This window comes from Nocardia sp. NPDC050406, from assembly GCF_044459025.1.
GTDB lineage: Bacteria > Actinomycetota > Actinomycetes > Mycobacteriales > Mycobacteriaceae > Nocardia.
This window is the reverse complement of record NZ_JBITIM010000001.1, coordinates 2,416,896-2,441,810: the sequence shown is the minus strand read 5'-3', so window position 1 is coordinate 2,441,810 and position 24,915 is coordinate 2,416,896. Positions and strand designations below refer to the sequence as shown.

Genomic DNA, 24,915 nt, shown 5'->3' with positions numbered 1-24,915 from the left:
CGTTTGCTGTTGGTCTCAGTCCTCGGCCCAGGGCACGCGGCAGGCGTCCTTGCTGAAGCCTTGGTCGGTGATGCCGAGGGCGGCGTAGCCGCGGGCGCGGGAGTTCTCCAGGGCGATCTGGTAGGTCAGTTCCATGACGCCCTGGGAGCCGAAGCGGCGCTTCAGGTCGGTGACCTGTTCGTCGGTGACGGTGGGCGGGGTGGCGGTCATGGCATCGGCGTAGGCGATGGCGGCGCGCTCGTCGTCGCTGTAGTGCGGCGAGGTCGCGAAGTCGTCGATGTGCTGGAGCTTGTCGATGTTCAGATCCGAATGCCGCATGAGCATGGTGCCGAAATCGACGCACCAGGAACAGCCGATGGTGCGAGCCGTGCGATAGACGGCGATCTCGCGAATATTCGCGGGCAGCACCGTGGAGGCGCGTTCGACGAGCGTCTCGTGCACACCGGCCGCCCGCATGAGCTTGGGGTGATTGGCCATGACCGCGAAGGGCTCGGGCACCGCGCCGAACCGACGCTTGCTGTACCAGTAGCCGATTCGGGTCAACAGACCCGCCTGTCGCGGGGTGACGGTGGGAATTCGAGTGCCGACCACAATGGTCTCCTTCGCTCCGAACGGTAGCTGCCTACCCCTTGGACGAGGAAGGGCGACCGAACGTGACGGCTGACCGTCGGTGACTCGGCTCACAGGCCGTGGTCGATGCGTCGAGCACTATGAAGATCGTGAGCGATAGGCCCATGGAGTTCCCCCTCCCGGTACAGGAATCGGTGACGATCGGTTGAGCGGTCGCGGCCGGTGTCGGGAATCGCCATTGATCCCCCGTGGTTCGCCATTGAACCTTCATTCCTGCTTTGGAAATCGGCGGTCGCGCTACACCTGTTACGACGGTGCGGCGGCGCGGAATTCATCGCGGGTCGCGAGAATCGTCGTGCGCGGGCGGGCGGCGGGGCTAGCGCGGCGGACGGTTGCCCTGACCGCGCGTCTGTCGGGTGGTGCGGCGGGGGAAGCGCAGCGTGAAATCCGAGGGCTCCGGCACCGGGCGGCGTTCGCGCGGCGCGACGATCATGCAGGCCAGGCCGAGGGCGGGCAGGGCGATGAGGCCGACGGCATTGAGTACCGTGCTGATCGCGCTCTGCTCGACCCAGTGCGTGAAGTGGTACAGCAGGTGCGGCAGTCCGAAGACCAGCCAGGCCAGGCCCGCGATCCGGGCGATCAGACTGTCCAGGTAGTACAGCGCGGCCAGGGTCACCGCCGCCAGCGCGAGGAAGAACGCGCCGACATCCGCGGCGAGATGGTGGTTGTAGGGGCCGTCCACCCGCACCCAGTGCAGGCCGAAGCCGGGGAAGCTGTCGTACCAGGATTGCGGCGCGACCACCGCCCACAGCCCGATCACCAGTCCGACCAGCGCCAGTATCCCCAACATGATCTGCAGGGCCAGCCACCGTCGCCGGTTCACATCCAGGCGCATCCGCACCCGTAGGCCGTCTCCGGTGCCACGCAACGAGATTCGCACGGGGTCCCCTCCCGTCCCTTGCCGAATCACTGGTGCTTGTCACCGTAATTCGGCTGGCCGGGAGGGGCAAGCGTGCGCAGGTCTCAGATCTGTTCCATGACCATGTCGTCGGGGCCCCAGTAGGCGCGCATGGCGACGATCTTGCCGTCGTCGTCGAACTCCATGATGTCGATGGGGGACAGCGTCATTCGCTTGTCGCCGAAGACGGTGACGAGGGTGAACGACACCGCGGCGTGCTTGCCCGCCACCTTCACATCGTGCAGTTCGGTGCTGCGCTCGGCGACACCCTCGAGGGCGGCGTACAGCTCGCGAATGGCGGCGTGGCCGACCCGGGTCGGGGTGCCGATCGGGTCTTCGACGGTGGCATTGTCGGCGTAGAGGGCCACAATGTCGTCGGTGGGTCCGGTGGCGACCAGCTTCACATACTGTTCGACCACGTCGCGGGGCTGCGCTGCCATGAGAACTCCCAAAGAATTGAAACGTGTTCTAGGTCGGAGCGTAGCAGCGCGCGGGGCGTGATCACACCGGGTGACTCGGTGAATGGATATCGAGAATCCGGTGGGTGCCGGTGTAGACGTTCATCGAGTCCCCGCGCAGGAAGCCGATGAGGGTGAGTCCGGCGTCCTCGGCCAGGTCGACCGCCAGCGAGCTGGGGGCCGAGACCGCGCCGAGCACCGGAATGCCCGCCATGGCGGCCTTCTGCACCAGCTCGAAGGAGGCGCGGCCGCTGACCATGAGCACGAGATCGTGTGCGGGGACGCGGTTTTCGCGCAGCGCCCAGCCGATGACCTTGTCGACGGCATTGTGGCGGCCGACATCCTCGCGGACGGCCAGGGCGGTGCCGTCGGCGGTGAAGAGCCCGGCGGCGTGCAGTCCGCCGGTGGCGTCGAAAACCGTTTGGCGGGAACGCAGTTCATCGGGCAGGGCGGTCAGCACGGAGGTCTTCACCGCGAGGCCGTCTTCCGGTATCGGGAAGGGCAGGCGGGTGCGGACCTCGTCCAACGCCGTCTTGCCGCACAGCCCGCACGCGCTGTTGGTGAGGAAATTGCGCGGCGTCACCGGAACCGGTTGGCGCAGCTGCACATCCAGGAGGTTGTAGGTGTTCTGGCCGTTCTCGTCGGTACCGGCGCAGTAGCGGGCGACCGCGATATCGTCGGCCCGCTCGATCAGGCCCTCGCTGAAGAGGAAGCCGTGCACGAGGTCGATATCCGCGCCGGGGGTGCGCATGGTGACCGCCAGCGATTGGCCGCCGGTGCGGATCTCCAGGGGCTCCTCGACGACGAGGGTGTCGGGCCGCCGCACCACTCCGGTGGGGGAGATGCGCAAGGTCCTGCGGCGCGCGGTGACTCGGCTCATGCGCGGTGCACGTGGCGCTCGAGGCGAATGGTGATCGCCTTGGAGGCCGGGGTATTCGACCGCCGCGCGACATGGTCGAGCGGGACGAGCGGATTGGTTTCGGGGTAGTAGGCGGCGGCATTGCCGCGCGGGGTGGAGTACGGCACCAGGCGGAAGCCCTCGACACGGCGTTCTCGCGGCGGGGCCTCGGGTGCGGCCGGGTCGGTCCATTCCGAGATCAGGTCCACCAGTTCGTCTTCCACGAAACCGAAGGCGGCGATGTCGTCGGGGTGCACCAGCACCACGCGGCGGCCGTTGTGAATGCCACGGTAGCGGTCGTCGAGGCCGTAGATGGTGGTGTTGTACTGGTCGTGGCTGCGCAGGGTCTGGAGAATCAGGCGGCCCGGCGGCACAGGGAGCCAATGCAATTCGTTGGCGGCGAAATTGGCCTTGCCGGTGGCGGTGCGGAACTCGCGAGCGTCGCGCGGGGGATGTGGCAGCTGGAAGCCGTTGCGGCCCCGCACCTTCGCGTTGTAGTCCGCGCAGCCGGGTACGACCTTGGCGATGGCGTCGCGGATCTGGTCGTAGTCGCGCTGGAATCGCGCCCACGGCACCGGATGGTCGGGGCCGAACAGGGCTCGGGCCAGCTCACACACGATGGCGACCTCGCTGCGCAGGTGCTCGCTCACCGGCTTCAGGCGGCCGGTGGACAGATGCACCATGGACATCGAATCCTCGACCGAAACCTGTTGGCGGACACCGTCTTGCAGGTCCTCGTCGGTGCGGCCCAGGGTGGGGAGGATGAGCGCGGTGCGGCCGTGCACCACATGGCTGCGATTGAGCTTGGTCGAGACGTGCACCGTGAGTTCGCAATTGCGCAGTGCCGCCTCGGTGACCTCGGTATCGGGGGTGGCGGAGACGAAATTGCCGCCCATGCCGAAGAAGAACTTGGCCTTGCCGTCGCGCATGGCGCGAATGGAATCGACGGTGTCCCAACCGTGTTCGCGCGGACTCGTGATGCCGAACTCGCGGTCGAGGGCGTCGAGGAAGGCGTCGGGCATCTTCTCCCAGATACCCATGGTGCGGTCGCCCTGCACATTCGAATGACCGCGCACCGGGCACACGCCCGCGCCCGGCTTGCCGATCATGCCGCGCAGCAACAGCAGATTGGTGGCCTCCTCGATGGTGGCGACGCCGTGCACCTGCTGGGTGAGGCCCATCGCCCAGCAGACGATGGTGGCCTTGGATTCGGCCAGCAGGCGGGCGGTGCGGTCCAGATCGGCGCGGGTGAGGCCGGTGGCCTGTTCGACAATGCCGAGATCGACCGCGCGGACCTGCTTTTCGTACGCCTCGAAGCCCGCGGTGTGCGCGTCCACGAAGGCGCGGTCCACCACGGTGCCGGGTGCGCGGTCCTCGGCCTCGAAGAGGAGTTTGCCCAAGCCCTGGAACAGCGCCATATCGCCGCCGAGGCGGATCTGGAGGAAATCGTCGGCAATGTTTATACCGCCGGTGAGGCCCTTCAGCGTCTGCGGGTCGCTGAAGCCGATCAGGCCGGTTTCGGGGAGCGGGTTCACCGCGATCACCTTGGCCCCATGGGCTTTCGCCTCGCCGAGGGCGGAGAGCATGCGCGGATGGTTGGTGCCTGGGTTCTGTCCGGCCACGATGATGAGGTCGGCCTTGGCGAAATCGTCGAGGGAGACCGAGCCCTTGCCGATGCCGATGGAGGAGGTCAGCGCGGCGCCGGAGGACTCGTGGCACATATTGGAGCAGTCCGGCAGGTTGTTGGTGCCGAAGCTGCGCACCAGGAGCTGGTAGAGAAAGGCGGTCTCGTTGGCGGTGCGGCCGGAGGTGTAGAACACCGCCTCGTTGGGGGAGTCGAGGCCGCGCAGCGTATCGGCCATCAGGCGGTAGGCGTCGTCCCACGCGATGGGGGTGTAGTGGGTGTCGCCGGGGCGCAACACCATCGGATGGGTGATGCGGCCCTGCTGGCCGAGCCAGTAACCGGACTTCTCGGACAGCTCGTCGAGGGAGTGCTGGGCGAAGAACTCCGGGGTGACCGTGCGCAGTGTCGCCTCCTCGGCGACCGCCTTCGCGCCGTTCTCGCAGAATTCGGCGGGGCGGCGACGGCCGGTGGGCTCCGGCCAGGCGCAGCCCGGGCAGTCGAAGCCGTGGCGCTGATTGACGCGGACCAGGGTGCGCGCGGTGCGGACCACGCCCATCTCCTCGACGGCCCGCTCCAGCGCGACGGCGACCGCTTTCACACCCGCCGCCTCGGTTTTGGGCGGGGTGACGGTCAGTACTGCCTCATCGATGTCGTTCTTCGGCGCGGCACGATGCATGGCGACCATTGTCCTCTCCGGCTCTGAGCGGGCTGTCTCAGCCAATCCGATCGTAGGCCCCGGATGAACACTCCCGTCATGCGGCGCGATATATGAGCGCGGGAACCGCGTAGTCGGCTACCCGTGTTCGGCCGCCGCATCGGGCCTAGCGTGATTGCCACTGCATAACGCCTGGGTGAGATGGTTCCACGGCCGGGCAGGCGGCCTTACCATCGAACGAGCGAGGTCACGTCCGATGAAGACATCTGTACAGGTCGGTTCGCGTGCCGCCGCAGTGCGTCGGCGGATGAAAAGTGCTCTGGGAGAGCGGAATCGAGCTCTGGCGCGCTCGGGGGTGGCGGTCGCCGCGGCGGCCGTGCTCGGCGGATCGGTGATGGTCGCGGCCGCGAATCCGGGGGTGACGCCAACGAATTCGGTGCGGTCGGTTCCGGTGGTGCAGGTACCGGCGGTCGAAAACCCTCCCGCCGTGGTGAATTCGCCGGGGAGGCCCCTCGTACCAGTTGTCACGACAAGTGTGTTGCCGGATACGCAGGACGGTGGGGGGACTCGGGACGGAACCGGGCCGACCCAGGAGCCGCAGCCGGACGGGCAGGGCGGGAGCGGGACCCAGGACGGGGCGGGGACGCCGGATGGGCCGTCGCCGCAGCAGCCGTGCGGGGCGGCGTGTGAGGTGCCGGATCCTTGCGTGTCGGGGTGTGAGGGGTCTGGTGAGAATCCAGGGCCGGTGGAGCCGAATCCGGGGCCGGAGGGGTGTGGGACCGAGTGTGAGGGGTCCGGGGAGAACCCGGGGCCAGTTCAGCCGAATCCGGGGCCGGACGGGTGTGGGACGGACTGTGGTGGATCGGGGGAGAATCCGGGGCCGAGCGGGAATCCCGGGCCGGGGGAGAACCCTTGGCCGGGCGGGAATCCGGGTCCCAGTGGCAATCCTTGGCCGGGTGAGAATCCGTGGCCCGGTGGCAACCCTGGCCCGGGGGAAAATCCGGGGCCGAGTGGGAATCCTGGGCCGGGGGAGAATCCGGGACCGAGTGGGAATCCTGGGCCCGGGGAAAATCCCGGGCCGAGTAGTAATCCCGGTCCGGGTGAGAATCCTGGGCCGAGCGGGAACCCTGTGCCGGGTGAGAATCCTGGGCCGAGCGGGAACCCTGCGCCCGGTGAGAATCCCGGGTCGGGCGAAAACCCTGGGCCTGGTCCGCAGCAGGGTGAGAACCCCGGGACCACCGGGAATCCCGGGCCGGGCGAGATCGCTGGACCGACCGGCAACCCGAACCCGCCGGATGCGATAACGCCGGTAGCCCCTCCGCCGCAGACGGATTCGCCCGCGCCGGGTACCGGCACTCCGAACCCTGGTGCGCCGGATGTGTTCCCTGCTGGACTCGAGGTCAATCCGCCAGCCGTATCGCCCGGCGGTGAGGTCACGGTGACAGGGCGGGGCTGCAATCCCGGTGCGGCCGTGGCGCTTTCGATCGGCTCGGGCCGCGTAGGCGATACCACCGCGGGGGCCGATGGCGGCTTCGACGTGAAGCTCTCCACCGGTGCCACCGATATCGGCCACCACCGGGTGACGGCGGCCTGTGGCGCGACGCTCGCCGGGCCGCTGGACATCGTCCTGGTCAGCCGGGTCGGTGGTGGGGCGTCGACCGTCACGGTGCTGCTGTTCTTCCTACTCATCGGCGCGTGGTTCTACGGCCACCGACTGGTATCCCATCTGCCCGACCGGAGGTCTCGATGAGTAACCGGCACACCGCATTCGGCATGTTGGTCGCCGCGCTGCTGGTGGTGTTCGCGGTCGGCGGCGGAACAGCCGCGGCGGCCGACGGCGTCACCGCCACCGCCACCCTCGACGGCGAACCGCTGCTCGGAGCCAATGCCAGTGATCCGATCCGCCTGGACCCCAGCGAAGTAGCTCAGATCACCGTCGAAATCACCAATGGCACCGGGGAATCCATCTCGGTACGCCGCGCCGACTTGACCGGTCATGTGCTCGGCCTGAACTTCTTCTCGTACTCGACCGCGGTCGAAATGACCATTGCCGCAGGGAAAACCGAGAAGCTCACCTATCGCCTCGACGCCGCCGGACTGGACGGACAGGCGACCGGCCTCATCGGCGCGGACCTGACCATCATCGGCTCCGACGGCGAACCCGTCGCCGAGGTTCCCACCGTCGTCGACGTACGCGGCTCGCTCTTCTCCGTCTACGGCCTGTTCGGCATCATCCTCGCCGTCCTCACCGCTCTGGCCCTGGCCGACGCCGCCCTGACCGTAGCCCGCCACCGCCTCTCACCCAATCGCTGGCAGCGCGGCCTCCGACTCCTGGCCCCCGGCATAGGCATCGGCCTCATGATCGGCTTCACCGCCTCGGTAGCCCGCTGGTGGGTCCCCGCCACCGGCCTCTGGCTGGCTCTCGCCGGATCCACCGCCACCATCTTCTTCCTGGCCGGATACTTCTCACCCACCCCCGACCAGGGCGACGGCCTCGACCTGGACGCCGCCGACCTCGCCGCGGCACGGGAACTCGACGCCCACGGATACAGGGAACCGGCGGCCGCACGGGATGTACACGCATTGAGCGGCAAGCCAACCCGCGGTTCAGGCTCGGACGCGATGCGTGGCGGCATGCCAGCGCAGGGTTTCGGCATGGCCGCCGAATCCGTAACGGGCGCTGCGGTATTCGGCGCGCCGGGCGCAGCCGGTCCGGGGGCGCGAAGTTTCGCCACACCGCCCGGTGGAGGCGCGCGAAGGCCCGCGGCCGACGCCGGGGATGCTCCCACAACGGTATTCGGCCACGAGTTTGGTGCGGGCCGTCCACCCGGCCAAGGAGGTCCACCTCGGCGGCCAGGAGCGCCGAGTCCGTTCGGGCCCGCTGTACGAGCCAACGACGAGGCGGCCGGAGGAGGCTCACGACGCCCACCCGGGCCCGGCTGGCACGACCCGGCGGACGAAGACACCGTCGCCATTCCGCCACCCGCCAATTCGGGCAGATCGGACGTTGCTGCGGTGGGCGCGCCCAACCCGCACGGGCAGCGGCCTCCCCGGGAGCGTGAGCAGCGGACGCCCGGCGGCACCTTGCACGATCTGGGCGGCACCCTGGCGGATGCCACCAGGACGGACACGGCGAAGACCACCACCGCCAATGCGGCGCGTGGTCGGTCGCCCCATGTGCGCCCGGTGCCCGGCGCGTCGCGCGGGGAGGACGCGGTGACTCGCGAGGGGCCCAGCGGGTCTGGTTCGCGAGGCGAGGCTTCCGATTTGGACGGGCCCGTGACTGCGGCGGGAAGTGCCACCACCGCGAATACGGGGCGTGGTCGGTCGCCCCAGGTGCGACCGGTACCCGGCGCGTCGCGCGGGGACGACGCGGTGACGATCGGTCGCGAGGGGCCTAACGGGTCTGGTTCGCGAGGCGAGGCTTCCGATTTGGACGGGCCCGCGAGTGCGGCGGGAAGTGCCACCACATGAGCGCCCCGAAATCGGATAACGCCGTCGCGGAGCGGATGATGCGAGGGGAGAGCGTTACGGCCGAGGGACGAGGAGGTTGGCGCTCCGGCCCACTGGTGGGGCGGGCGGTAGTTGTTCGACCAGCCCTCGGCGCTCTGCCAGCCCTCGGCGCTCTGCCAGCCCTCGGCGCTCTGCCAGCCCTCGGCGCTCTGCCAGCCCCCGGTACTCGGCCAGCCTCCGGTGCGCGGCCAGCCCCCGGCGCTCGGCCAGCCCTCGGCGCTCGGCGTGCCTCCGGCGCTCGGCCAGCCCCCGGTACTCGGCCAGCCCCCGGTACTCGGCCAGCCTCCGGTGCGCGGCCAGCCCCCGGCGCTCGGCGAGCTTCCGGCGCTCGGCCAGCCCTCGGCGGTCGGCCAGCCCTCGGCGCTCGGCGTGCCTCCGGCGGTCGGCCAGCCCTCGGCGCTCGGCGAGCCTCCGGTGCGCGGCCAGCTCCCGGCGCTCGGCCAGCTCCCGGTGTTCGGCCAGCCTCCGGCGCTCGGCTGGTCGCCGGTGTTGGGCTGGACTCGGGTCTTCGATGGATGTCCGGCTTTTGGCAGCCGCCTGGTGCGTGGTGGTTACCCGGTGTTTCGCGACTGCCTGGTATCTGGTGGGTATCCGGTGTTCCGAAGGCGCCCGATGTATTTGGGCCGCAGGGTTTTTCGGGGGTACCCGATGTCTGGGTGCCGCAAGGCGTTTCGGAGGTGCCTGATGTCTGGCGGCCGCCCGGTGTTTCCGGGGTGCCTGGTGTCCGGCACTTGCCGGGTGACTTCCTGGCCGGTGACGTTTCGCCTGTTCTCCGCGAGACGCCCAATGCGGCTGTGCGGGAACGGGGTAGCTCGATCACGTGCACGGCGGGAGGGGCTCGGATATGAGCGTTTCGGATGTGGATGGGATTGAGGAGGAGCGGGTGCGGGCCGCGTTGCCCGGGTATGTGATCGAGGGGCAGGTGGGGCGGGGCGGGTGTGGGGTGGTGTTGGCGGGGCGGCATCGGGGGTTGCGGAGGGCGGTGGCCATCAAGCGGATTCCGGCGCAGTTCGCGCATGATGCGCAGGTGCGGCGGCGGTTCGTGGCGGAGGCGCGGTTGATGGCGGCCATCGACCATCCGCATGTGGTGCCGGTGTACGACTTCATAGAGCACGAGGATCTGTGTCTGCTCGTCATGGAGTATCTGCCGGGTGGGACGGTCGAGAGCCGGTTCGCCACAGTGGGTTTCGATGCGGCGGCGGCGGTCGCGGTGGCGTTGTCGTGTGCGGCGGGGCTGGAGTCGGCGCATCGGCACGGGATTCTGCATCGCGATGTGAAGCCGTCGAATCTCATGTTCTCCGCCACCGGGGCGCTCAAACTCACCGATTTCGGTATCGCGAAGATCGTCGGCGGCGAGGACACGCTGGTGACGCGCGCCGGGGAGATCATCGGTACGCCCTCCTACATCGCACCGGAACAGGTTCGTGGGCAACCGCTTTCGCCCGCGACGGACGTCTACGCGCTCGCCACCATGCTCTACCAACTGCTCTCCGGCGTACTGCCCTTCCCGCCCGGCGAGGACCACCTCGCCATGCTCTTCGCGCACGCCTACGGCGAACCGATCCCCCTCCACCAGGTCTCCCCGACCGTCCCGGAACCCATTGCCGACGTGGTCATGCGCGGTCTCGCCCCCGACCCCGGCGACCGATTCGACCGCGCCGAAACCTTCGGCATCGCCCTCGCCGAACCGGCCGCCCACTGCTGGGGCACGAATTGGCTCACCCCCGTGGGGATTCCGGTCATCGGCGCGGACACGATCGTCGCCGCCGCCACCGGCGGCAGCCGCAGAAGCCTCGGCCCCGCTGCACCCCACGACCCTTACCCGAGCGGCCGCACGCCCCGACCCGAACCGGCAGCGCCGCGCAGCGCGGCCGAATGGACACCGCCACCAGGCTCACCCACCGAAACAACACCGCCACCAGGCTCACGCGCCGGTTCGACACCGCCAGCAGGCTCACGCGCCACTTCGACACCGCCACCCGGGTCGCGCGCTGGATCGCCGTCGCAGGGTTCGCCGATGGGTTCGCAGACGCGGACCTCCTCGTCGGGGCCGTGGATGCCGGGTTCCCCCACAGCGTCGCCGACGCGAGGCGCATCCACGGGCTCACCGCAGGGCGCATCCACAGGATCATCATTCCCGGGCTTACCCATGGGGTCGCCGTCGCCGGGTTTGCCGAGGGAGGCGCTGGGGTCGGGTGCATCTGGGGGGTCGTCGTCGCCGGGTTTGCCGAGGGAGGCGCGGGGGTCGGGTGCATCTACGGGGTCACCGTCGCCGGGCTCACCGAGGGGGCCGCTGGGGTCGGGTGCATCTGGGGGGTCGTCGTCGCCTGGTTTGCCGAGAGGGGCGCGGGGATCGGGTGCATCTACGGGGTTGCCGTCGCCGGGTTCGCCGATGGGGACGCAGCCGTCGGGATCAACTGCGGGTCCGCCGTCAGGTCCCACGGGAGCTATTCCGCCCGATTCTCGGGCGGGATCAACTCCGCCGCCTGGCTCACGGGTTGGTTCGACACCGGGCTCACGTGGCGGATCGACAATGCCTCCCGGACCGCGTGGTGGTTCGACTCGACGCCCGGGGGATTCGGCGCAGGCGGAGGCCGCCGACTCGTCTCCGACCGTTCGGCGTGGACAGTGGAGGCAGCCGTCCGCGCCCGAAACCGTCGTCGCGTGGCCGGGGGTGCAGCCGTCGTCGACTGCTGACACTGTGCTGCGGCCGGTGGTGCCGAACGCGGGACGTGGGGCGGGGCAGGGGGATTGGGGTGGGGGCGGTGCGCCGTCATTCGGGGCGCGGGGGCCTGTGCCGACCGAGCGGGTGCGGCCGCGACAGGCGATGGAGCACGGGGGTGTGCGGCTCGTTGATGTCGAGCGCGGGGATTTGGTGCCGGTGCAGCAGGTCGTCAAGTTGCCGTCGCCGCGGCTGCCACTGCTCGCCGCCGGGGTGTTGGCGGTGGTGGCCGGAACTGTGGCTGTCTTCGGGGTCGGGGCGGTCGAGAAGGGGGATGTCGCCCCCGCCAACACGATTCGCGTCGCGGGGGTGGATATCGCCGGTGGGGAACGCGTCGAGATCGACCTCTCACGGCCGGTGCCCATCACCGTGAGTGGCGGCGATGTCGATGCCGTGAAGCTCTCGTGGAATGTATTGGGAGCCAAGCTCGGTGGTGCCGCGACGTCGGTACATCCGGGGGCGGAGACTGCCGTACCCGTTCCCGTGAACCAGTATGTCCTCGCCGGTGACCTCACGGGCGAGGTGACCGTGTCGCGCGGTGGAATCGACACGGCCGCCTACGGGTTCGGCGTCCACACCACGCAGCGGCCGTATCTGACCGCCGCCGCCATTGCCATCCTGCTGCTGGCGCTGTTCTCCGGTGCGTACGCGGAATCCAACTCGCGCGCGCTGCGACGCGGCAACGCGCCCTTCGCGGCAACCGTCGGACTCACGGTCAGCACAGCGCTTTTCGCGGTCGCTGGCGCGGGAGCGGCCTGGGTTCTCTTGGGGACCGCGCTCACTCCCGTCGGGCTGATCGCCTGCGCCGCCCTCGGTGCCGCCGCCGGGTTCGTCGCCGCCATCGCCGGTCGCCGTATGGGCCGACGGTACCGCTATCTGCGGCTACGGAGGATTCGAGATCTGCTGTGAATCCTCAGCGTCGGGCGCGACCGGGCCCGGTGCTGTAGGTGAGGATGCGGTCGCCGATCCGCAGGCTCCACCCCGGTTTCAGCTCGAAGCGCTGCGCGCCTAGGCGTGTCCAGTCCGAGGCTCCCGGCGGAGCCACGTAAGTCCCGCCCGGCGTGGACGAATCCTGCACGAAAACCGCTGCGCCCTCGATGAATACGCGCGCGTGAATCCGCGAGATATGCCTGTCCCCGGAGAGTAGAATCGGCGACGCCTTCGCCTTCTGCACCGCCTCGTCCGTCAGCGGATCGCGTCCGATGACGTATGCCCGGTCCAGGGGATAGGTCGTGCCCCCGGCCGCGGTGAGCACGCCGGGCGGGCGGGCCACAGTGGTGGAATCCCGCCCCGGCCTCCCGACCACCGGCGGGCCGATCCCGGGTGCAGCGCTCGCGCTCTCTCCGGATTTCCCTCCGGGCCAACGCTTCCCAGCCCGCGCCACCGCCTCGGACTCCGACGAGTCGGCATCGGCCGAAGCCGCGGCCTGGGCATCGAATGCCGCGGTCGCCGGAATATCGTCGTCCCGGCTCTCAGCCTGCTCGGCCGCCTCGTCGAGCGCGGCAGCCCGAGCATCGAACGCCTGCGTGGGCTGCGGCTCGACCACATTCGCGCGCTCGCCCCCACCGCTCGCCGCTCCAGCTTGCTTCTCGAAAAGCACTGTGGCTGGCGGCGTTTCCTCAGGCACCGGCGTCGAAGGCTCCAACTTCTCAGTAGCCCAATCCGCGGAACGCTCGGTGCGAGCATTGGCCACGGCATCGTCGTCCATTGCCGCACCCGCCTCACCGCGCGTCGTGGACGGCCCACCCGAGCGAGCTTCCCCGGGCGCGTGATAGTCCGACGCGGCAGAACTCCCCGGTGCCGGAATGGTCTCCGCCGTCCGCTTACTCAGCGAACTAGCCCGCCGCCCCCAATCAGCGGCCCGAGTTTCATCCAACCCCCGATCCACAGGCGTAGTCCCCGCGGGATTCGGCGTCGTCCGATCCAACGGACCGAGCGGCTCCGACGACACCTCCCTGCGCCCGATTTCAGAGGATCGCCCGGAATGTGGTGTATCGGAGGGTGTCTCGCCGTGCGGAAGGGCGGCCGAGTGCCCTGATTGTGGTGCTCCAGCGGGCAGGCCGCCAGGCGGAAGTTCAGATTTCTCGGCCCGCGGCCTGCCAGCAGGCGTGTATGCGCGCGAGGGTTCGGGCGACCCCGCAGGGGGTGCGCCAGCGGGCTCGTGACCGCTCGGCCCGTCGGATGACTGTCCGGCCGATGTGTCAGCGGGCGTTTGGCCGTGTGAAAGGCCGGAATGTCTACCGGTTTGTGGGCCATCAGCGGGTGTGTGGTCACGCGCGAATCCGGATGACTCGTCCACCCGTGGTGCCGCCGAGGTGTCGCCGCCTGGCGGGAGCGAAGAACTCTCGGCTCGTGGTGTCTCGGTGGGCTTTTCGCGAGGCGACGCGCCGGTGTCCGCAGCCGGGTCCCTGCGCGGCGTATCCATCGATGTTCCGGCGAGCGGGGTGCCGGGTGACGTGTGGCCGGGCTTTCGCGGGGGTGCGGAGTTGTCGTCGGGCTGGGTGAAGCGGGTGTGCGAGGGGGTGGGTAGTGGGGTGCGTTTGGTGGAGTCGGTGGGTTGGGGTGCGGCGGATTTCGGAGTAGCGGCCCGGCGGCGGTCGGTGAGGCCGGTGGGCGGGGCGTGCATGACGAAGCCGCCACTGGGGACGATGCCGGAGCGTAGGTCGGTATGGGCGACCTCGGCGGCGGTGCCGTCGGTGCTCACGGTGATGCGCCGCACCGGATCGCGCACGATTTCGTCGGCCCAGGTCATGGCCCGGTCGCCGGATAGCTCGCGGGCACCCTCCGGCCCGTCGATCACCGCCCGCACCGGCCCACGCAACAGGATCAACAGCCCGCCGGAGGTCGGCGCGACCACCCCGAACGACGGCGACTGCGCCGACCCGCTCGAAAAGATCGCCGCCGCCAACCGCTGCGCGATCGCGACCCCCGGATCCGCGGCCCCCGCCGCCGCCTCCACCGCCCCGAGAATCCGCTCCGTAGACGAGGTCTCCCCACTCAAATACAGCACCACCGCACCGAACCGCGCGACCAGTCCCTCGCCGCGCGTCAACCGCACAGTGGACGGAATTCGCCCCATTCCGCGCCTCCTCTCCCCGGCGCCCCCAGCATTGCAGCCCAGAATAGGACCTTCCCCCGCTCCAGGCGCCATCTCGTGTCAACGGCTTGGACGGTGTACACCCACCAACTGCCCGGCATCCCCAAGTCTCCGCAGGCAGGGCGACCCCCGGACCGGCAAGCACCGCCCGGGGGCACCACAGCGATATGGCCGCTCTCCGAAACAGAAACAGGCACCCGGCCACCGGGACCAACTCTCGTGCAGGTCTCTGGTGCTGGAACCTCCGGGCGAAGGTGTCGGGCGGCTGCCGCGCGGGACGGAGGTGAGTCGGATGGAGGGTTGATTGGCCTGAGCGGTCGAAATTCGCGCCAAGCCCCCGAAATCTGCCGCCTGGATGCGTTTTCCGACCGTTCAGGCCAATGCGCTCCGAGGGGGGCACGCGCCCGCCACATGCGGCTCGTCCGCAAGTTCCAGCACGGCCACCATCATGTCCAGGGCGCGACCTCCTACTACGCCCTGATCTGGTCGCCGGATTTCCATGTGGAGGGTATGGGCCCCGGGCGGTCGGCCGGAGGTGCGAGATGGTCGGGTGGCGGAAAGGAGGCTTAGCCTAAGCGGTCGAAATTCACCCCCAGACGGCAAATCAGCCACCTATATGTGATTTCTGACCGCTCAGCCCAATCCACTTCTATCGTTTCTCGCCAGATTCCGCGTGTTCTAGTGCGGTGGGAACACCGGCGGGGCACGATCGACAAAGAGATCGTCGGCGCACCCGGCGTCGGCTCGGTATGGCGAGGACTGCTTTATGGGCGTGACCACCGGGAAGGGAAGTACCTATCGACTGCGCGCGGCCGGGTGGGGGCGGCGTGGCGGGGTTGTGGCTGTGGGGTTGGTTGGGGTGGCGGGGAGTTTGGTGGGTGGGGGTGTAGAGGCAGGGGCTACGGCTACCCGGGTAGGGGTTGAGCCGGGGATCAGTTTTGGGTCGGCTACGAACTATGGGACCGGGTGTTCGTATGCGGTGAATGCCTATGTGAATGATCCGGTGACCGCGGTTGTGTTCTACGACAACGGGGTTCCGTTCGCGACGGCGCGGCCGTCGGGACAGATCGCTACCGCTGACTGGCGGCCGTCGACCACGGGGGCACATCGGCTGGAGGTTGTGCAGCACAGCGTGGGAGGGCCGGATGTGGTGCCGTACGTGGATTTGCACGTGGGGACCGGGTTGCACACCGGGTCGGGGTGCAACGTGCTGCATTGACCGGTCGAATTCGACGCCTGCGCCACCTGTCCGCCGATAGCTGTAGTTTGGCTGTCACTGGAGGCGAGAGGAGTCGGTATGGCGGGCGATCGTGCACTGGTACTCGGCGGCGGGGGAGTCGCCGGGATCGCGTGGCAGAACGGCGTGCTGGCCGGGCTGGCGGACGCGGGGGTGGATGTCAGCGACGCCGACCTGATGGTGGGCACCTCGGCCGGTGCGAACGTCGCCGCCCAGTGGGCCAGCGGGCTGTCGCCGGAAGAGCTGTACCGCAGGCAGATCGAGCCCGGGCTGCAGAGCCGCGAACTGATGCCACCGGGTAACCCGCTCGCCGACCTCATGCCCACGTGGGCGGAGATCATCGCCGAGACCGAAGGCGATCCCGCCGCGGCGCGGCGACGAGTCGGTCAGGTCGCGCTCGCGACCCGCTCGGTGCCGGAGGCCGCGCGCCGCGCGGTGGTGGAAACCCGCCTCCCCGTGCACGATTGGCCCGACCGCCGACTATTGGTCGTCGCCGTCGCTGCCGAGACCGGCGAACCGCGCGTCTTCGACCGTGAGTCCGGCGTCCCCCTGGTCGACGCGGTCACCGCCAGCTCCGCCGTCCCGGGTGTGTGGCCCGCGACCACCATCCACGGCGTCCGCTACACCGACGGCGGCACCCGCAGCCCCACCAACGCCGACTACGCGGCGGGTTGCGCGCGAGTCCTCATCCTGGCCCCCATCGCCGCCCCACCCATGGACCAGGAGATCGCCGACCTCACCGCCCGCGGCACCCGCGTCGAACTCATCACCCCCGACGAGGCCTCCCTGGCCGCCTTCGGAGACAACTCCCTCGACACCGCCACCCGCATCCCCGCCGCCAAAGCCGGTCGCGCCCAAGGCGAAACGGAAGCCGCCCGCATCGCGACCCTCTGGCGCTGAGCCGCCCGACAGCTGGCGACAAGGTCGGGTGGTGCCGCCGGACAAAGGTCACTCGAACGTGGTGTGGGCGACGCGGCGCGATCAGCCGGACGCGGGTCCGCCGGTCGAGGTGCGCCACGTCGAGCGTCGCAGGCACGCGCTCATCGAGGATCTGCTCGCGGGACCGGCCCACGACGCCAGCTTCGCCGCGCGGGCGGCGCGGGAGCTGAATCTTCCCATCGAGGGCGAGTACTTGGTGGTGGCGGTGCGCGGCGGCGACGGGCGACCGCTGCACGGTCCAGGTAGCCGAACAACTGGAAGAAGTCCGCGCCACCGCCGCCGAACAGCGCACCTGGCTGCGCTGAACCCCTAGATCGTCGGTGTCCCGTGCGCCCTCATGCGTTGTGGCAAGGCGAATTCGGCGGCGAGGACGTCCATGGCTTCGAACGCCAGATCGCTATTCGAACGCGGCCTTGGCCGCCGGTTCCGCTGCCGCGCGATCCCGCGCGACCAGACCGATGCGGGTTCGGCGGTCGAGGAGGTCGTCGATGCTCAGTGCGCCCTCATGGGTTGTGGCGAAGGCGAATTCGGCGGCGAGGACGTCCATGTCCGGGGCGACGGGTTCGGCCAGGGCCGGATCGCGTTGGGCCAGTTCGAGGATGGTGGTCGCCTCGCTGCCGTAGCGCCCCACCAGACGAGGTGCGGCCGCGATTCGATCGCGCGCTGCCCCGGATACCGCGCCGACCAGGGGGACGCGACGGGTGCGGCAACCGCGGGCTACCAGGGCGGCGTGGGTGGTCGCTGCGTCCACTGCGTCCTCGGCCATCTTGCGGTACGTGGTGAGTTTGCCGCCGACCACCGTGATCACACCGTTCGGGGAGGTGAGGATCGCGTGCTCGCGGGAGATGTCGGCCGTGGAGTTCTCGGCGGTGCGCAGCAGCGGGCGCAGGCCCGCGAAGGTGCCGCGAATGTCGTTGCGCGTCAGCGGCTCTCGCAGCACCGTATTGACGGTGTCGAGCAGGAAGTCGATCTCGGACTCGGTGGCGTGCGGTACATCCGGCACCGGGCCGGGCGCTTCCTCGTCGGTGAGACCGAGATAGACCCGGCCGTGCGCCGCCGGGAAGGCGAAGACGAACCGGCTGATGCTCCCGGGAATCGGCACCGTGAGCGAAGCGCTCAGCCCGCCGAAGGCCGCCGCGTCGAACACCAGGTGCGTGCCGCGTGAGGGGCGCAGTTCGATACTCGGATCCACCTCGTCGGCCCACACACCGGTGGCGTTGACCACCGCACGCGCCCGCACGGTGAGACTTTCGCCGGTCAGCCGGTCCACCAGTCGAGCGGACGTACCGCTCACCTCGCTCGCCTCCACCCGCGTCAGAATCGACGCACCGTACAGCGCCGCCGTGCGGGCGATGGCCACCACCAGCCGCGCATCGTCCACGAGTTGCCCGTCCCAGGCCAGCAATCCGCCGCGCAGCCCCGCCCGGCGCACCGTCGGAGCGAGCTTCAGCGCCTCCGCCGCCGCCACCCGCCGCGAACGAGGCAGTACCGCGGCCGACGTTCCGGCGGTGCGCCGCAACACATCTCCGGCCACGAACCCGGTGCGAATCAAACTCCGCTGTGCCGCACCGATTCCCGGCAGCAACGGCACTACCTGCGGCAGCGCCCGCGTCAAATGCGGTGCCGTCCGCGTGATGAGGATGTCGCGCTCCACCGCGCTCTCGTGTGCGATCCCCACTCCGCCGCTGGCCAGATACCGCAGCCCGCCGTGCACCAGCTTGGAACTCCATCGACTGGTCCCGAACGCCAGATCGTGCTTCTCCACCAACACCGTGCGCAGGCCCCGCGTCACCGCGTCGAGAGCGACCCCGACCCCGGTGATGCCCCCGCCGATCACCAGCACATCGATCTCACCACCGTCGCCCAGCGCAAGCAGTTCCCGTTGTCGCCGAGCGGCATTCAGCGCGGAGTCGGCGGTGGCGGATGTTCCGGTCATGAGTCGGCCTTTCGAATTACGGTGCGAGATAGGCGTCTACGGCGTAGGCGAGTTCGGCATCGAGGTGGTCGCTGTCGAGCAGGTGCGCGACCGTGCCCGCGGACTGCACGGCGGATTGAGCCATCAGCAGCAGCATGGTGGCGAGGTGGCGGGGGTCGCCGTCACGAATGGAGCCCTCCCGCTGGCCGAGTTCTATCGCCTCGCAGAACATCTCGATGAGCTGGCGCTGATTGCGGCCCAACCGCTCGAACACGTAGGTGAGCATCACGTCGGCGTCCGCGCGAAAGATCTTCTGGAACAACGGGTTCTCCCGCAACGCCGCACCGCCGCCGACAATGCCCTGGCACAACCGCTCCCGCGCCGAACCCTCTTCGGGCAGGGCGCGCCCGACGATCTCGCGCAGTTCGCGCACCAGCAGATCGGCCACCAGCGAGCCGGTGTCGGGCCAGCGCCGGTACACCGTCGGACGGCTCACCCCGGCGCGGCGCGCCACCTCGGTGAGCGTGGTCCGCCGCACCCCGAATTCGGCCACACAGGCCCGCGCCGCATCGAGGATCGCCCGATCGACAGCGGACGACGGTTCGGTCATCGATCACCACCAGTATCGTTACTGCTTGACATTCTATGTCAGACTGTAACGCATGGTCGACACGAAAGCACCCGCCGCATCCACGGGAAACCCGGGCGAGCCGCCGCTGGGCTCGAGTATGGTTTGGGACGCCTGGGGCAGCCCGGCCGGACATCAACCGCTTCCGGAGAAGATTCGGGGCCTGCTCGCGCAGGTGTTCGGGGTGTCCGGTGAGCCGGTAGCCCGTCGCGATGAGGGCGACGTGCCGCTGCGCCCATCCACCCTGACCGATGCGCACCGCGCCGGGCTCGTCGCGGTGGTCGGGGCGGACCACGTATCCGTCGACCACCGCGACCGGCTGCGGCACGCGGGCGGTAAGAGCACCCTCGATCTGCTGCGCCGCCGCGCGGCGGGCGACCAGGACGCCCCCGACGCCATCGTCTTCCCGGCCGACCACGACGAGGTCCTCGCCGTGCTCGCCTACTGCGCCGAAAACGCCATCGCCGTAGTGCCTTTCGGCGGCGGCACCAGCGTCGTCGGCGGACTCGACCCGCTGCGTGGACAATTCGCCACCGTCATCGCCGTGGACCTGCGCCGCCTCGACACCCTCGCCGACGTGGACCCCATCAGCGGCACCGCCACCCTCGGCGCGGGGCTCACCGGCCCGCGGGCCGAGAAACTCCTCGCCGAACACGGGCTTTCGCTCGGCCACTTCCCGCAGAGCTTCGAATACGCCAGCATCGGCGGTTTCGCCGCCACCCGCTCCTCCGGTCAGGCCTCGGCGGGCTACGGCCGCTTCGACGACATGATCCAGCGCCTGCGCATCGCCACTCCCGGCGGCAGCCTGGAGATCGGCCGCGCCCCCGCCTCGGCCGCCGGACCCGATCTGCGCGAACTCTTCTCGGGTTCGGAGGGCACCCTCGGCATCATCACCGCCGTCACCCTGCGCGTGCACCCGGTCCCGGAGACCACGGCCTACCAGGCGTGGTCGTTCCCGGATTTCAGCACCGGCGCGAATGCGCTGCGCTCGGTCGTCCAGACCGGCGCGGCCCCCACCGTGCTGCGGCTGTCCGATGAGGCGGAAACCGGCCTCAACCTCGCCCGCGCCGGGGATATCGGCGGCGCGAATGTCGGTGGCTGCCTGGCCATCACCACCTTCGAGGGCACCGCCGCCCATGTCGCGGCCCGCAAGGCCGAGGCCGACGCCCTGCTCGCGGCCGCGGGCGGCACCGCCCTCGGCGAGACCCCCGCCCAGGAGTGGGAGCACGGCCGCTTCAATGCCCCGTACCTGCGCGACGCGCTCCTCGATGTCGGAATCCTCTGCGAGACACTGGAAACCGCTACGAGCTGGTCGAACCTCGCGCATCTGAAGGCGAAAGTCACCGGGGCCCTGACGGATTCGCTCACCGCCCAGGGCACCCCCGCCCTGGTGATGTGCCACATCTCGCACACCTACCCGACCGGCGCGTCGCTGTACTTCACCATTGTCGCCAAGCAGACCGACGATCCGATCGGCCAGTGGGCCAAGGCCAAACACGCCGCCGGGGACGCCATTGTCGCGGCAGGAGGCACCATCACCCACCACCACGCGGTCGGGGCGGACCACCGTCCCTGGATGACCGACGAGATCGGCGACCTGGGCGTCCAGGTGCTGCGCGCAGTCAAACAGGCCATCGACCCCACCGGAATCCTCAATCCTGGGAAGCTCGTTCCGTGACAGAGATTCGTTCGGTCGCCCTGGTGACCAATCCCATGTCCGGGCACGGTCGCGGCCTGGAGGTCGGCGCCGCGGCCGTCGCCCGGTTCACCACCCACGGCGTCCGTGTTCGTGAACTGTGCGGCAACTCCGCGGCCGATACCGCGAGTCTGGTGCGCGCGGCGCTCGCCGATCCCGACCACCGTCCCGACGCCGTCGTGAGCGCGGGCGGCGATGGCCTGACCTGCGTTGTGCTGCAAGAACTCGCGGGCACCGGCGTCCCGCTCGGGCTGGTCCCGGGCGGCACCGGCAACGATCTCGCGCGCCAGCTCGGCATTCCCGACGAGACCGACGCGGCGGTCGATGTGGTGCTCGGCGGCAAGACCCAGGCCATCGATCTGGGCACCGTCGAATCCACCACCGCCCCAACCGGTTCCGACCCGTTCTGGTTCGCCACCGTCACCGGCACCGGCCTCGACGCCCGAGTCACCTTGCGCGCCAATGCCTTGCGCTGGCCCAAGGGCGCGTCGCGCTACACCGTGGCGGCGCTGATCGAGCTGTTCAACGGCTTGGCCGTGCCCTACCGCATCGAACTGACCGGCTCCCCGGACCATCCGGACGGCACCGTCATCGAGAATCCGGCCATCATGGTCGCGGTCGGCAATACCAAGACCTACGGCGGCGGCATGCTCATCTGCCCGGACGCCATCCTCGACGACGGACTCCTCGACCTGACCGTGGTGGGCTCCATGTCGCGGCTGGAAATGCTGAAGATGCTGCCCTCGCTGTCCTCGGGCAAACGCATCGACCACCCCGCCGTGACGCAGTACCGCGCCGCCGCCATCACCCTGTCGGCCCCGGGCGCGCCCGCGACCGCCGACGGTGAACCGGCGGGCGTGCTCCCGGCCACCTTCCGCGCCGTGCCCGGCGCGCAGCGGGTCCTGGTGCCGTAACGACGCGACAGCGCCCCCGACGACCATCCCGGCCGGGGGCGCTGCGTGCTCACCAGTTCTGAACGATCACCAATCCGACGCCCGGCCCATAAGCGACATCCACGCCGCCGCCCGGCTTGCTGCCAGCCTCGCCGACGATGTCCTTCAGCGGCGCGTACACATAGTCGGCGTCCTGCGGGAGCCCCGAATCGGGCATGGTCGCCACGGTGACCTGATCCTTGGGGACGTAGCGGTCCACCAGCGCGGGCACCGGGCTGTTCGCAAGTGCTTGCGTCTCACCGGTATTCAACTCCACACCCACCACTCCGGCCTGCGGTACGGCGAACGGCGTCGCGGCCGAGGCGGTTGCGGCGCCGACGATTCCGGCGGCGACGAAGCCCGCCACCACGGTGACATAGGTCCGAGTGCGCATGAGAACTCGCTTTCCTGAGGGATCGAGAATCCGGGATTGCGCTCGAGCGTGAAACAGACTGGCCAGTCGTGATAGCTAGTAAGCATCACCGCTGCGTACGAGGGCAAGAGAAAGCGGCGCAGCTCACCCTCACGCCGCGAAGGAGACCTCGTGCAGTGCGGTGACGGCGGCCCGGTCGAGAATCACCACCGAGGCCGGTGCGGGCCGAGGCATGGTGCCCGCCGTGACCGAATCGACCAGTCGCCGCCACTTCAGGCAGTGCACCTTGAAGCTCAGACGGCTCACCTCGCGACCGCGCGAGACCTGACCGGCCAGCGCCGCCTCGGCCGGGGCGTCGATCATGATGATGTGCACCTCGCGGCCCGCCGTGCGCGCCCACAGCGCCACCAGTCGGCGCACCCACTGTCGCGTCCCACAATCGTGAATGATGACCGGACCGGCGGCCCGGTACATCTGCGCACGAATGCGCCGATAGTGGGTGAGGTGCACGATCGGCAGCCAGAAGGCGTAGGGGATCGCGCCCAGGCGCAGCTGCCACCAATTGCGCGAGTGCTGCGAATCCAACAGCACCGCCCCGGTCGGACCGGCGGTCGGGACGAGGGCGTCGCCGGTGGCCCCGAAGAGCCTGCGCAGCGCCGTGCTCTTGCCCGCGCCCGGAACGCCGGTGACGATGACGGCAGCCGTTGCCGGATAACGCAATTCGCGGATCGGGCGACCGCGTAGATCCAGCACCGCACGCGGCGTCAACCCGTGCGGTTCGGGGGAGAGGTGCAACGGGCCGGAGTCGAGCGGGGGGTTCACGTCTACCAGAGTCCGTGCACCGACCCGGTTCGGCAACCGGGAAAACCCTGAGTTCGCCCCCAGATCGCCTGGGACACGGCTATTTGCGCTGCCCGGTGGTTCGCGCGCGCAGATGGATCCGCTCGCCCTGGCCCCCGAAAATGCTCAAGATCTCCACGGGTCCGGCCCCCGCGCTGCCGAACCAATGTGGTTGGCGCGTATCGAATTCCGCCGCCTCGCCGGGTCCGAGGACGAGGTCGTGCTCACCCAGAATCAGCCGCAGCCGACCCGACAGCACATAGAGCCATTCGTGGCCCTCGTGCACCTTCGGATCCGGTTCGGTGTCCTCGGCGGGTATGACCATCTTGTAGGCGTGTTGCGGCCCGGGTCGCTTGGTGAGCGGCAGCACGGTCCGGCTGCCCACCCGCCGCGCCGTGCTCTGCACCCGAGGATCGGCCACGCGGGTACTGCCGACGATCTCGTCCAGGCCCACATCGAGGGCGTGCGCGATCGGCAGCAGCAACTCCAGACTCGGCTTGCGCTGCCCCACCTCGAGGCGCGAGAGCGTGCTCTTCGAAATCCCGGTCTCGGCGGCCAGGGCCGTGAGCGTCATGGCGCGCCGGGTGCGCAACTGCTTGAGCCGGGGACCGACCTTGGCCTGCACGGCGGCGAGGCTCGGATGCGTCGTCATGGGACCACTTCAGCCCGAATTCCCTGAAACGGCAACAGTCTTTGCCTCCGTGTCCGGGTATCCGCGAGTGTCGTCCGCGGAGGTGATCGCAATGAGCGAAACGAAATACGACGTGGTGATCGTCGGCGGCGGTGCGGCCGGACTGTCGGCGGCGCTGGTACTGACCCGGGCCCGACGCGCGGTCGCGGTGATCGACGCGGGGGAGCCACGCAATGCGGCGGCCTCCCATATGCAGGGCTTCCTGTCCCGCGACGGCATGCCGCCCGCCGAACTGCTCGCGGCGGGCCGGGCGGAGGTCGCCGGATACGGCGGGGACCTGATCGACGACCGGGTGGTGTCGGCCGAACCCGCCGACCGGGGTTTCCGCATCGGCCTGGCCAGCGGGCGCACCGTCCACGCCCGTCGAGTGCTGGTGGCCGCCGGACTACGCGACGAATTGCCCGCGCTGCCCGGCGTCCGCGAACGCTGGGGTCGCGATGTGCTGCACTGCCCGTACTGCCACGGCTACGAGGTCGCCCACCGGCCCCTCGGCATTCTGGGCGGCACCGAACCCGGTGCGCTCGAGCGGGCGGTCCACCTGGCGCTGATCCTGCCGCAGTGGTCCGGCGACGTGGTGTTCTTCCCGCACACCATGACGGTCTCCGACACCGACCGGCAGCGGCTCGCCGCGCGCGGGGTGAAGATCGTCGAGGGCGAGGTGGCGCGCCTGGTCGTCGCCGACGATGCGCTGCGCGGCGTCGAACTCGTCGACGGCAGCGCGGTGCCGCGGGCCGCGGTCTTCGTGGCCTCCACCATGATTCCCGACAACGCCGTCCTGAACGCCCTCGGCTGTGATCTCGATCCCAAGGGCTGGGTGGTCGCCGACCCCGCCGGTCGCACCAGCGTCGCGGGGGTCTGGGTGGCGGGCAATGTGGCCGACCCGCGCATGCAGGTGATCACCGCCGCCGGGGCCGCCAGCGCCGCGGCCATCGCCATCAACGGCGATCTGGTGGAAGAGGATTCGAGGCTCTGACAGCTCGGTCGATGCAACGGGAAAACAACGAAAGTTGGTCTACCCTGGGCGATTCGGCCAAAACCTGAGAATTGCATATGGATTCGGGAAGGCCGCTCGAAACGGCGGTAGTCTGGCTTTCGAGGGCGAGGCTCTCGGTGTCCCTCATCCGCCGAGAGTCTCGCCCTTCGGCTATCCGCCACCACTCCGGTCACGA

At 69.6% G+C, this 24,915-nt stretch carries 20 protein-coding genes and 1 pseudogene; 10 read left to right on the top strand and 11 right to left on the bottom strand.

The annotated features are described in order from the left end of the window. Positions 1-15: 15 nt before the first annotated feature. The 5 genes from ACIBH2_RS11595 to ACIBH2_RS11575 form a co-directional block, all read right to left on the bottom strand. Positions 16-594, bottom strand: coding sequence for a carboxymuconolactone decarboxylase family protein (locus tag ACIBH2_RS11595; RefSeq protein ID WP_397116984.1), 579 nt, complete (start codon positions 592-594; stop codon positions 16-18). Between the two features lie 352 nt (positions 595-946). Next, positions 947-1,510, bottom strand: a complete 564-nt coding sequence (locus tag ACIBH2_RS11590; protein WP_397116004.1) for a hypothetical protein — start codon at positions 1,508-1,510, stop codon at positions 947-949. A gap of 83 nt (positions 1,511-1,593) precedes the next feature. Then, positions 1,594-1,968 (bottom strand): nuclear transport factor 2 family protein, encoded by a 375-nt coding sequence (locus ACIBH2_RS11585; RefSeq protein ID WP_397116002.1) that lies wholly within the window; start codon positions 1,966-1,968, stop codon positions 1,594-1,596. A gap of 61 nt (positions 1,969-2,029) precedes the next feature. Then, the gene (gene fdhD / locus ACIBH2_RS11580; RefSeq protein ID WP_397116000.1) at positions 2,030-2,866 is read right to left on the bottom strand and encodes a formate dehydrogenase accessory sulfurtransferase FdhD; all 837 of its coding nucleotides are present in this window, start codon (positions 2,864-2,866) and stop codon (positions 2,030-2,032) included. Continuing rightward, complete coding sequence (locus ACIBH2_RS11575; protein WP_397115998.1) at positions 2,863-5,184, bottom strand: FdhF/YdeP family oxidoreductase; 2,322 nt, start codon at positions 5,182-5,184, stop codon at positions 2,863-2,865. The genes fdhD and ACIBH2_RS11575 overlap by 4 nt, the downstream gene beginning before the upstream one ends. Before the next feature lie 1,450 nt (positions 5,185-6,634). Between ACIBH2_RS11575 and ACIBH2_RS11570 the strand changes: the two genes are divergently transcribed. The 5 genes and pseudogenes from ACIBH2_RS11570 to ACIBH2_RS11550 all read left to right on the top strand — a co-directional run bounded on the left by ACIBH2_RS11570 (position 6,635) and on the right by ACIBH2_RS11550 (position 12,307). Beyond that, positions 6,635-6,913 (top strand): hypothetical protein, encoded by a 279-nt coding sequence (locus ACIBH2_RS11570; protein ID WP_397115996.1) that lies wholly within the window; start codon positions 6,635-6,637, stop codon positions 6,911-6,913. Then, on the top strand, positions 6,910-8,637 hold the full coding sequence (locus tag ACIBH2_RS11565; protein ID WP_397115994.1) for a hypothetical protein: 1,728 nt from the start codon (positions 6,910-6,912) through the stop codon (positions 8,635-8,637). Before ACIBH2_RS11570 ends, ACIBH2_RS11565 begins: the two co-directional genes overlap by 4 nt. 883 nt (positions 8,638-9,520) lie before the next feature. Continuing rightward, positions 9,521-10,315: pseudogene (locus tag ACIBH2_RS11560) on the top strand (serine/threonine-protein kinase); the annotation flags it as partial. Between the two features lie 236 nt (positions 10,316-10,551). Beyond that, on the top strand, positions 10,552-11,373 hold the full coding sequence (locus ACIBH2_RS11555) for a hypothetical protein (RefSeq protein WP_397117025.1): 822 nt from the start codon (positions 10,552-10,554) through the stop codon (positions 11,371-11,373). A gap of 145 nt (positions 11,374-11,518) precedes the next feature. Next, the gene (locus ACIBH2_RS11550; protein ID WP_397117023.1) at positions 11,519-12,307 is read left to right on the top strand and encodes a hypothetical protein; all 789 of its coding nucleotides are present in this window, start codon (positions 11,519-11,521) and stop codon (positions 12,305-12,307) included. A gap of 4 nt (positions 12,308-12,311) precedes the next feature. Here ACIBH2_RS11550 and ACIBH2_RS11545 read toward each other — a convergent pair whose 3' ends face one another. Beyond that, a complete protein-coding gene (locus tag ACIBH2_RS11545) occupies positions 12,312-13,106 on the bottom strand; it encodes an FHA domain-containing protein (RefSeq protein WP_397115992.1) in 795 nt (264 codons plus the stop codon). 2,686 nt (positions 13,107-15,792) lie between these two features. Between ACIBH2_RS11545 and ACIBH2_RS11540 the strand changes: the two genes are divergently transcribed. Together ACIBH2_RS11540 and ACIBH2_RS11535 are read left to right on the top strand one after the other, a co-directional pair. Further along, positions 15,793-16,632, top strand: coding sequence for a patatin-like phospholipase family protein (locus tag ACIBH2_RS11540; protein ID WP_397115990.1), 840 nt, complete (start codon positions 15,793-15,795; stop codon positions 16,630-16,632). 31 nt (positions 16,633-16,663) lie between these two features. Continuing rightward, on the top strand, positions 16,664-16,984 hold the full coding sequence (locus ACIBH2_RS11535) for a hypothetical protein (protein ID WP_397115988.1): 321 nt from the start codon (positions 16,664-16,666) through the stop codon (positions 16,982-16,984). A gap of 84 nt (positions 16,985-17,068) precedes the next feature. Here the strand turns inward: ACIBH2_RS11535 and ACIBH2_RS11530 are convergent, their stop codons facing one another. Together ACIBH2_RS11530 and ACIBH2_RS11525 are read right to left on the bottom strand one after the other, a co-directional pair. Continuing rightward, a complete protein-coding gene (locus ACIBH2_RS11530) occupies positions 17,069-18,607 on the bottom strand; it encodes a glycerol-3-phosphate dehydrogenase/oxidase (RefSeq protein WP_397115986.1) in 1,539 nt (512 codons plus the stop codon). Between the two features lie 16 nt (positions 18,608-18,623). Further along, positions 18,624-19,196 (bottom strand): TetR/AcrR family transcriptional regulator, encoded by a 573-nt coding sequence (locus ACIBH2_RS11525; RefSeq protein WP_397115984.1) that lies wholly within the window; start codon positions 19,194-19,196, stop codon positions 18,624-18,626. A 118-nt stretch (positions 19,197-19,314) separates the two neighbouring features. On the opposite strand from ACIBH2_RS11525, the gene ACIBH2_RS11520 reads away from it, so the two are divergent. Continuing rightward, on the top strand, positions 19,315-20,892 hold the full coding sequence (locus ACIBH2_RS11520) for an FAD-binding oxidoreductase (RefSeq protein WP_397116982.1): 1,578 nt from the start codon (positions 19,315-19,317) through the stop codon (positions 20,890-20,892). Next, on the top strand, positions 20,889-21,824 hold the full coding sequence (locus tag ACIBH2_RS11515; protein WP_397115982.1) for a diacylglycerol/lipid kinase family protein: 936 nt from the start codon (positions 20,889-20,891) through the stop codon (positions 21,822-21,824). The genes ACIBH2_RS11520 and ACIBH2_RS11515 overlap by 4 nt, the downstream gene beginning before the upstream one ends. A 49-nt stretch (positions 21,825-21,873) precedes the next feature. Here ACIBH2_RS11515 and ACIBH2_RS11510 read toward each other — a convergent pair whose 3' ends face one another. The 3 genes from ACIBH2_RS11510 to ACIBH2_RS11500 form a co-directional block, all read right to left on the bottom strand. Then, positions 21,874-22,236, bottom strand: coding sequence for a hypothetical protein (locus tag ACIBH2_RS11510; RefSeq protein ID WP_397115980.1), 363 nt, complete (start codon positions 22,234-22,236; stop codon positions 21,874-21,876). Positions 22,237-22,365: 129 nt separating this feature from the next. After that, positions 22,366-23,037 (bottom strand): AAA family ATPase, encoded by a 672-nt coding sequence (locus ACIBH2_RS11505; RefSeq protein ID WP_397115978.1) that lies wholly within the window; start codon positions 23,035-23,037, stop codon positions 22,366-22,368. 79 nt (positions 23,038-23,116) lie between these two features. Beyond that, positions 23,117-23,707: a helix-turn-helix domain-containing protein gene (locus tag ACIBH2_RS11500; RefSeq protein WP_397115976.1), complete on the bottom strand. Its 591-nt coding sequence runs from the start codon at positions 23,705-23,707 to the stop codon at positions 23,117-23,119. A gap of 91 nt (positions 23,708-23,798) precedes the next feature. Between ACIBH2_RS11500 and ACIBH2_RS11495 the strand changes: the two genes are divergently transcribed. After that, positions 23,799-24,719, top strand: a complete 921-nt coding sequence (locus tag ACIBH2_RS11495) for an NAD(P)/FAD-dependent oxidoreductase (RefSeq protein ID WP_397115972.1) — start codon at positions 23,799-23,801, stop codon at positions 24,717-24,719. Positions 24,720-24,915: the final 196 nt, after the last annotated feature.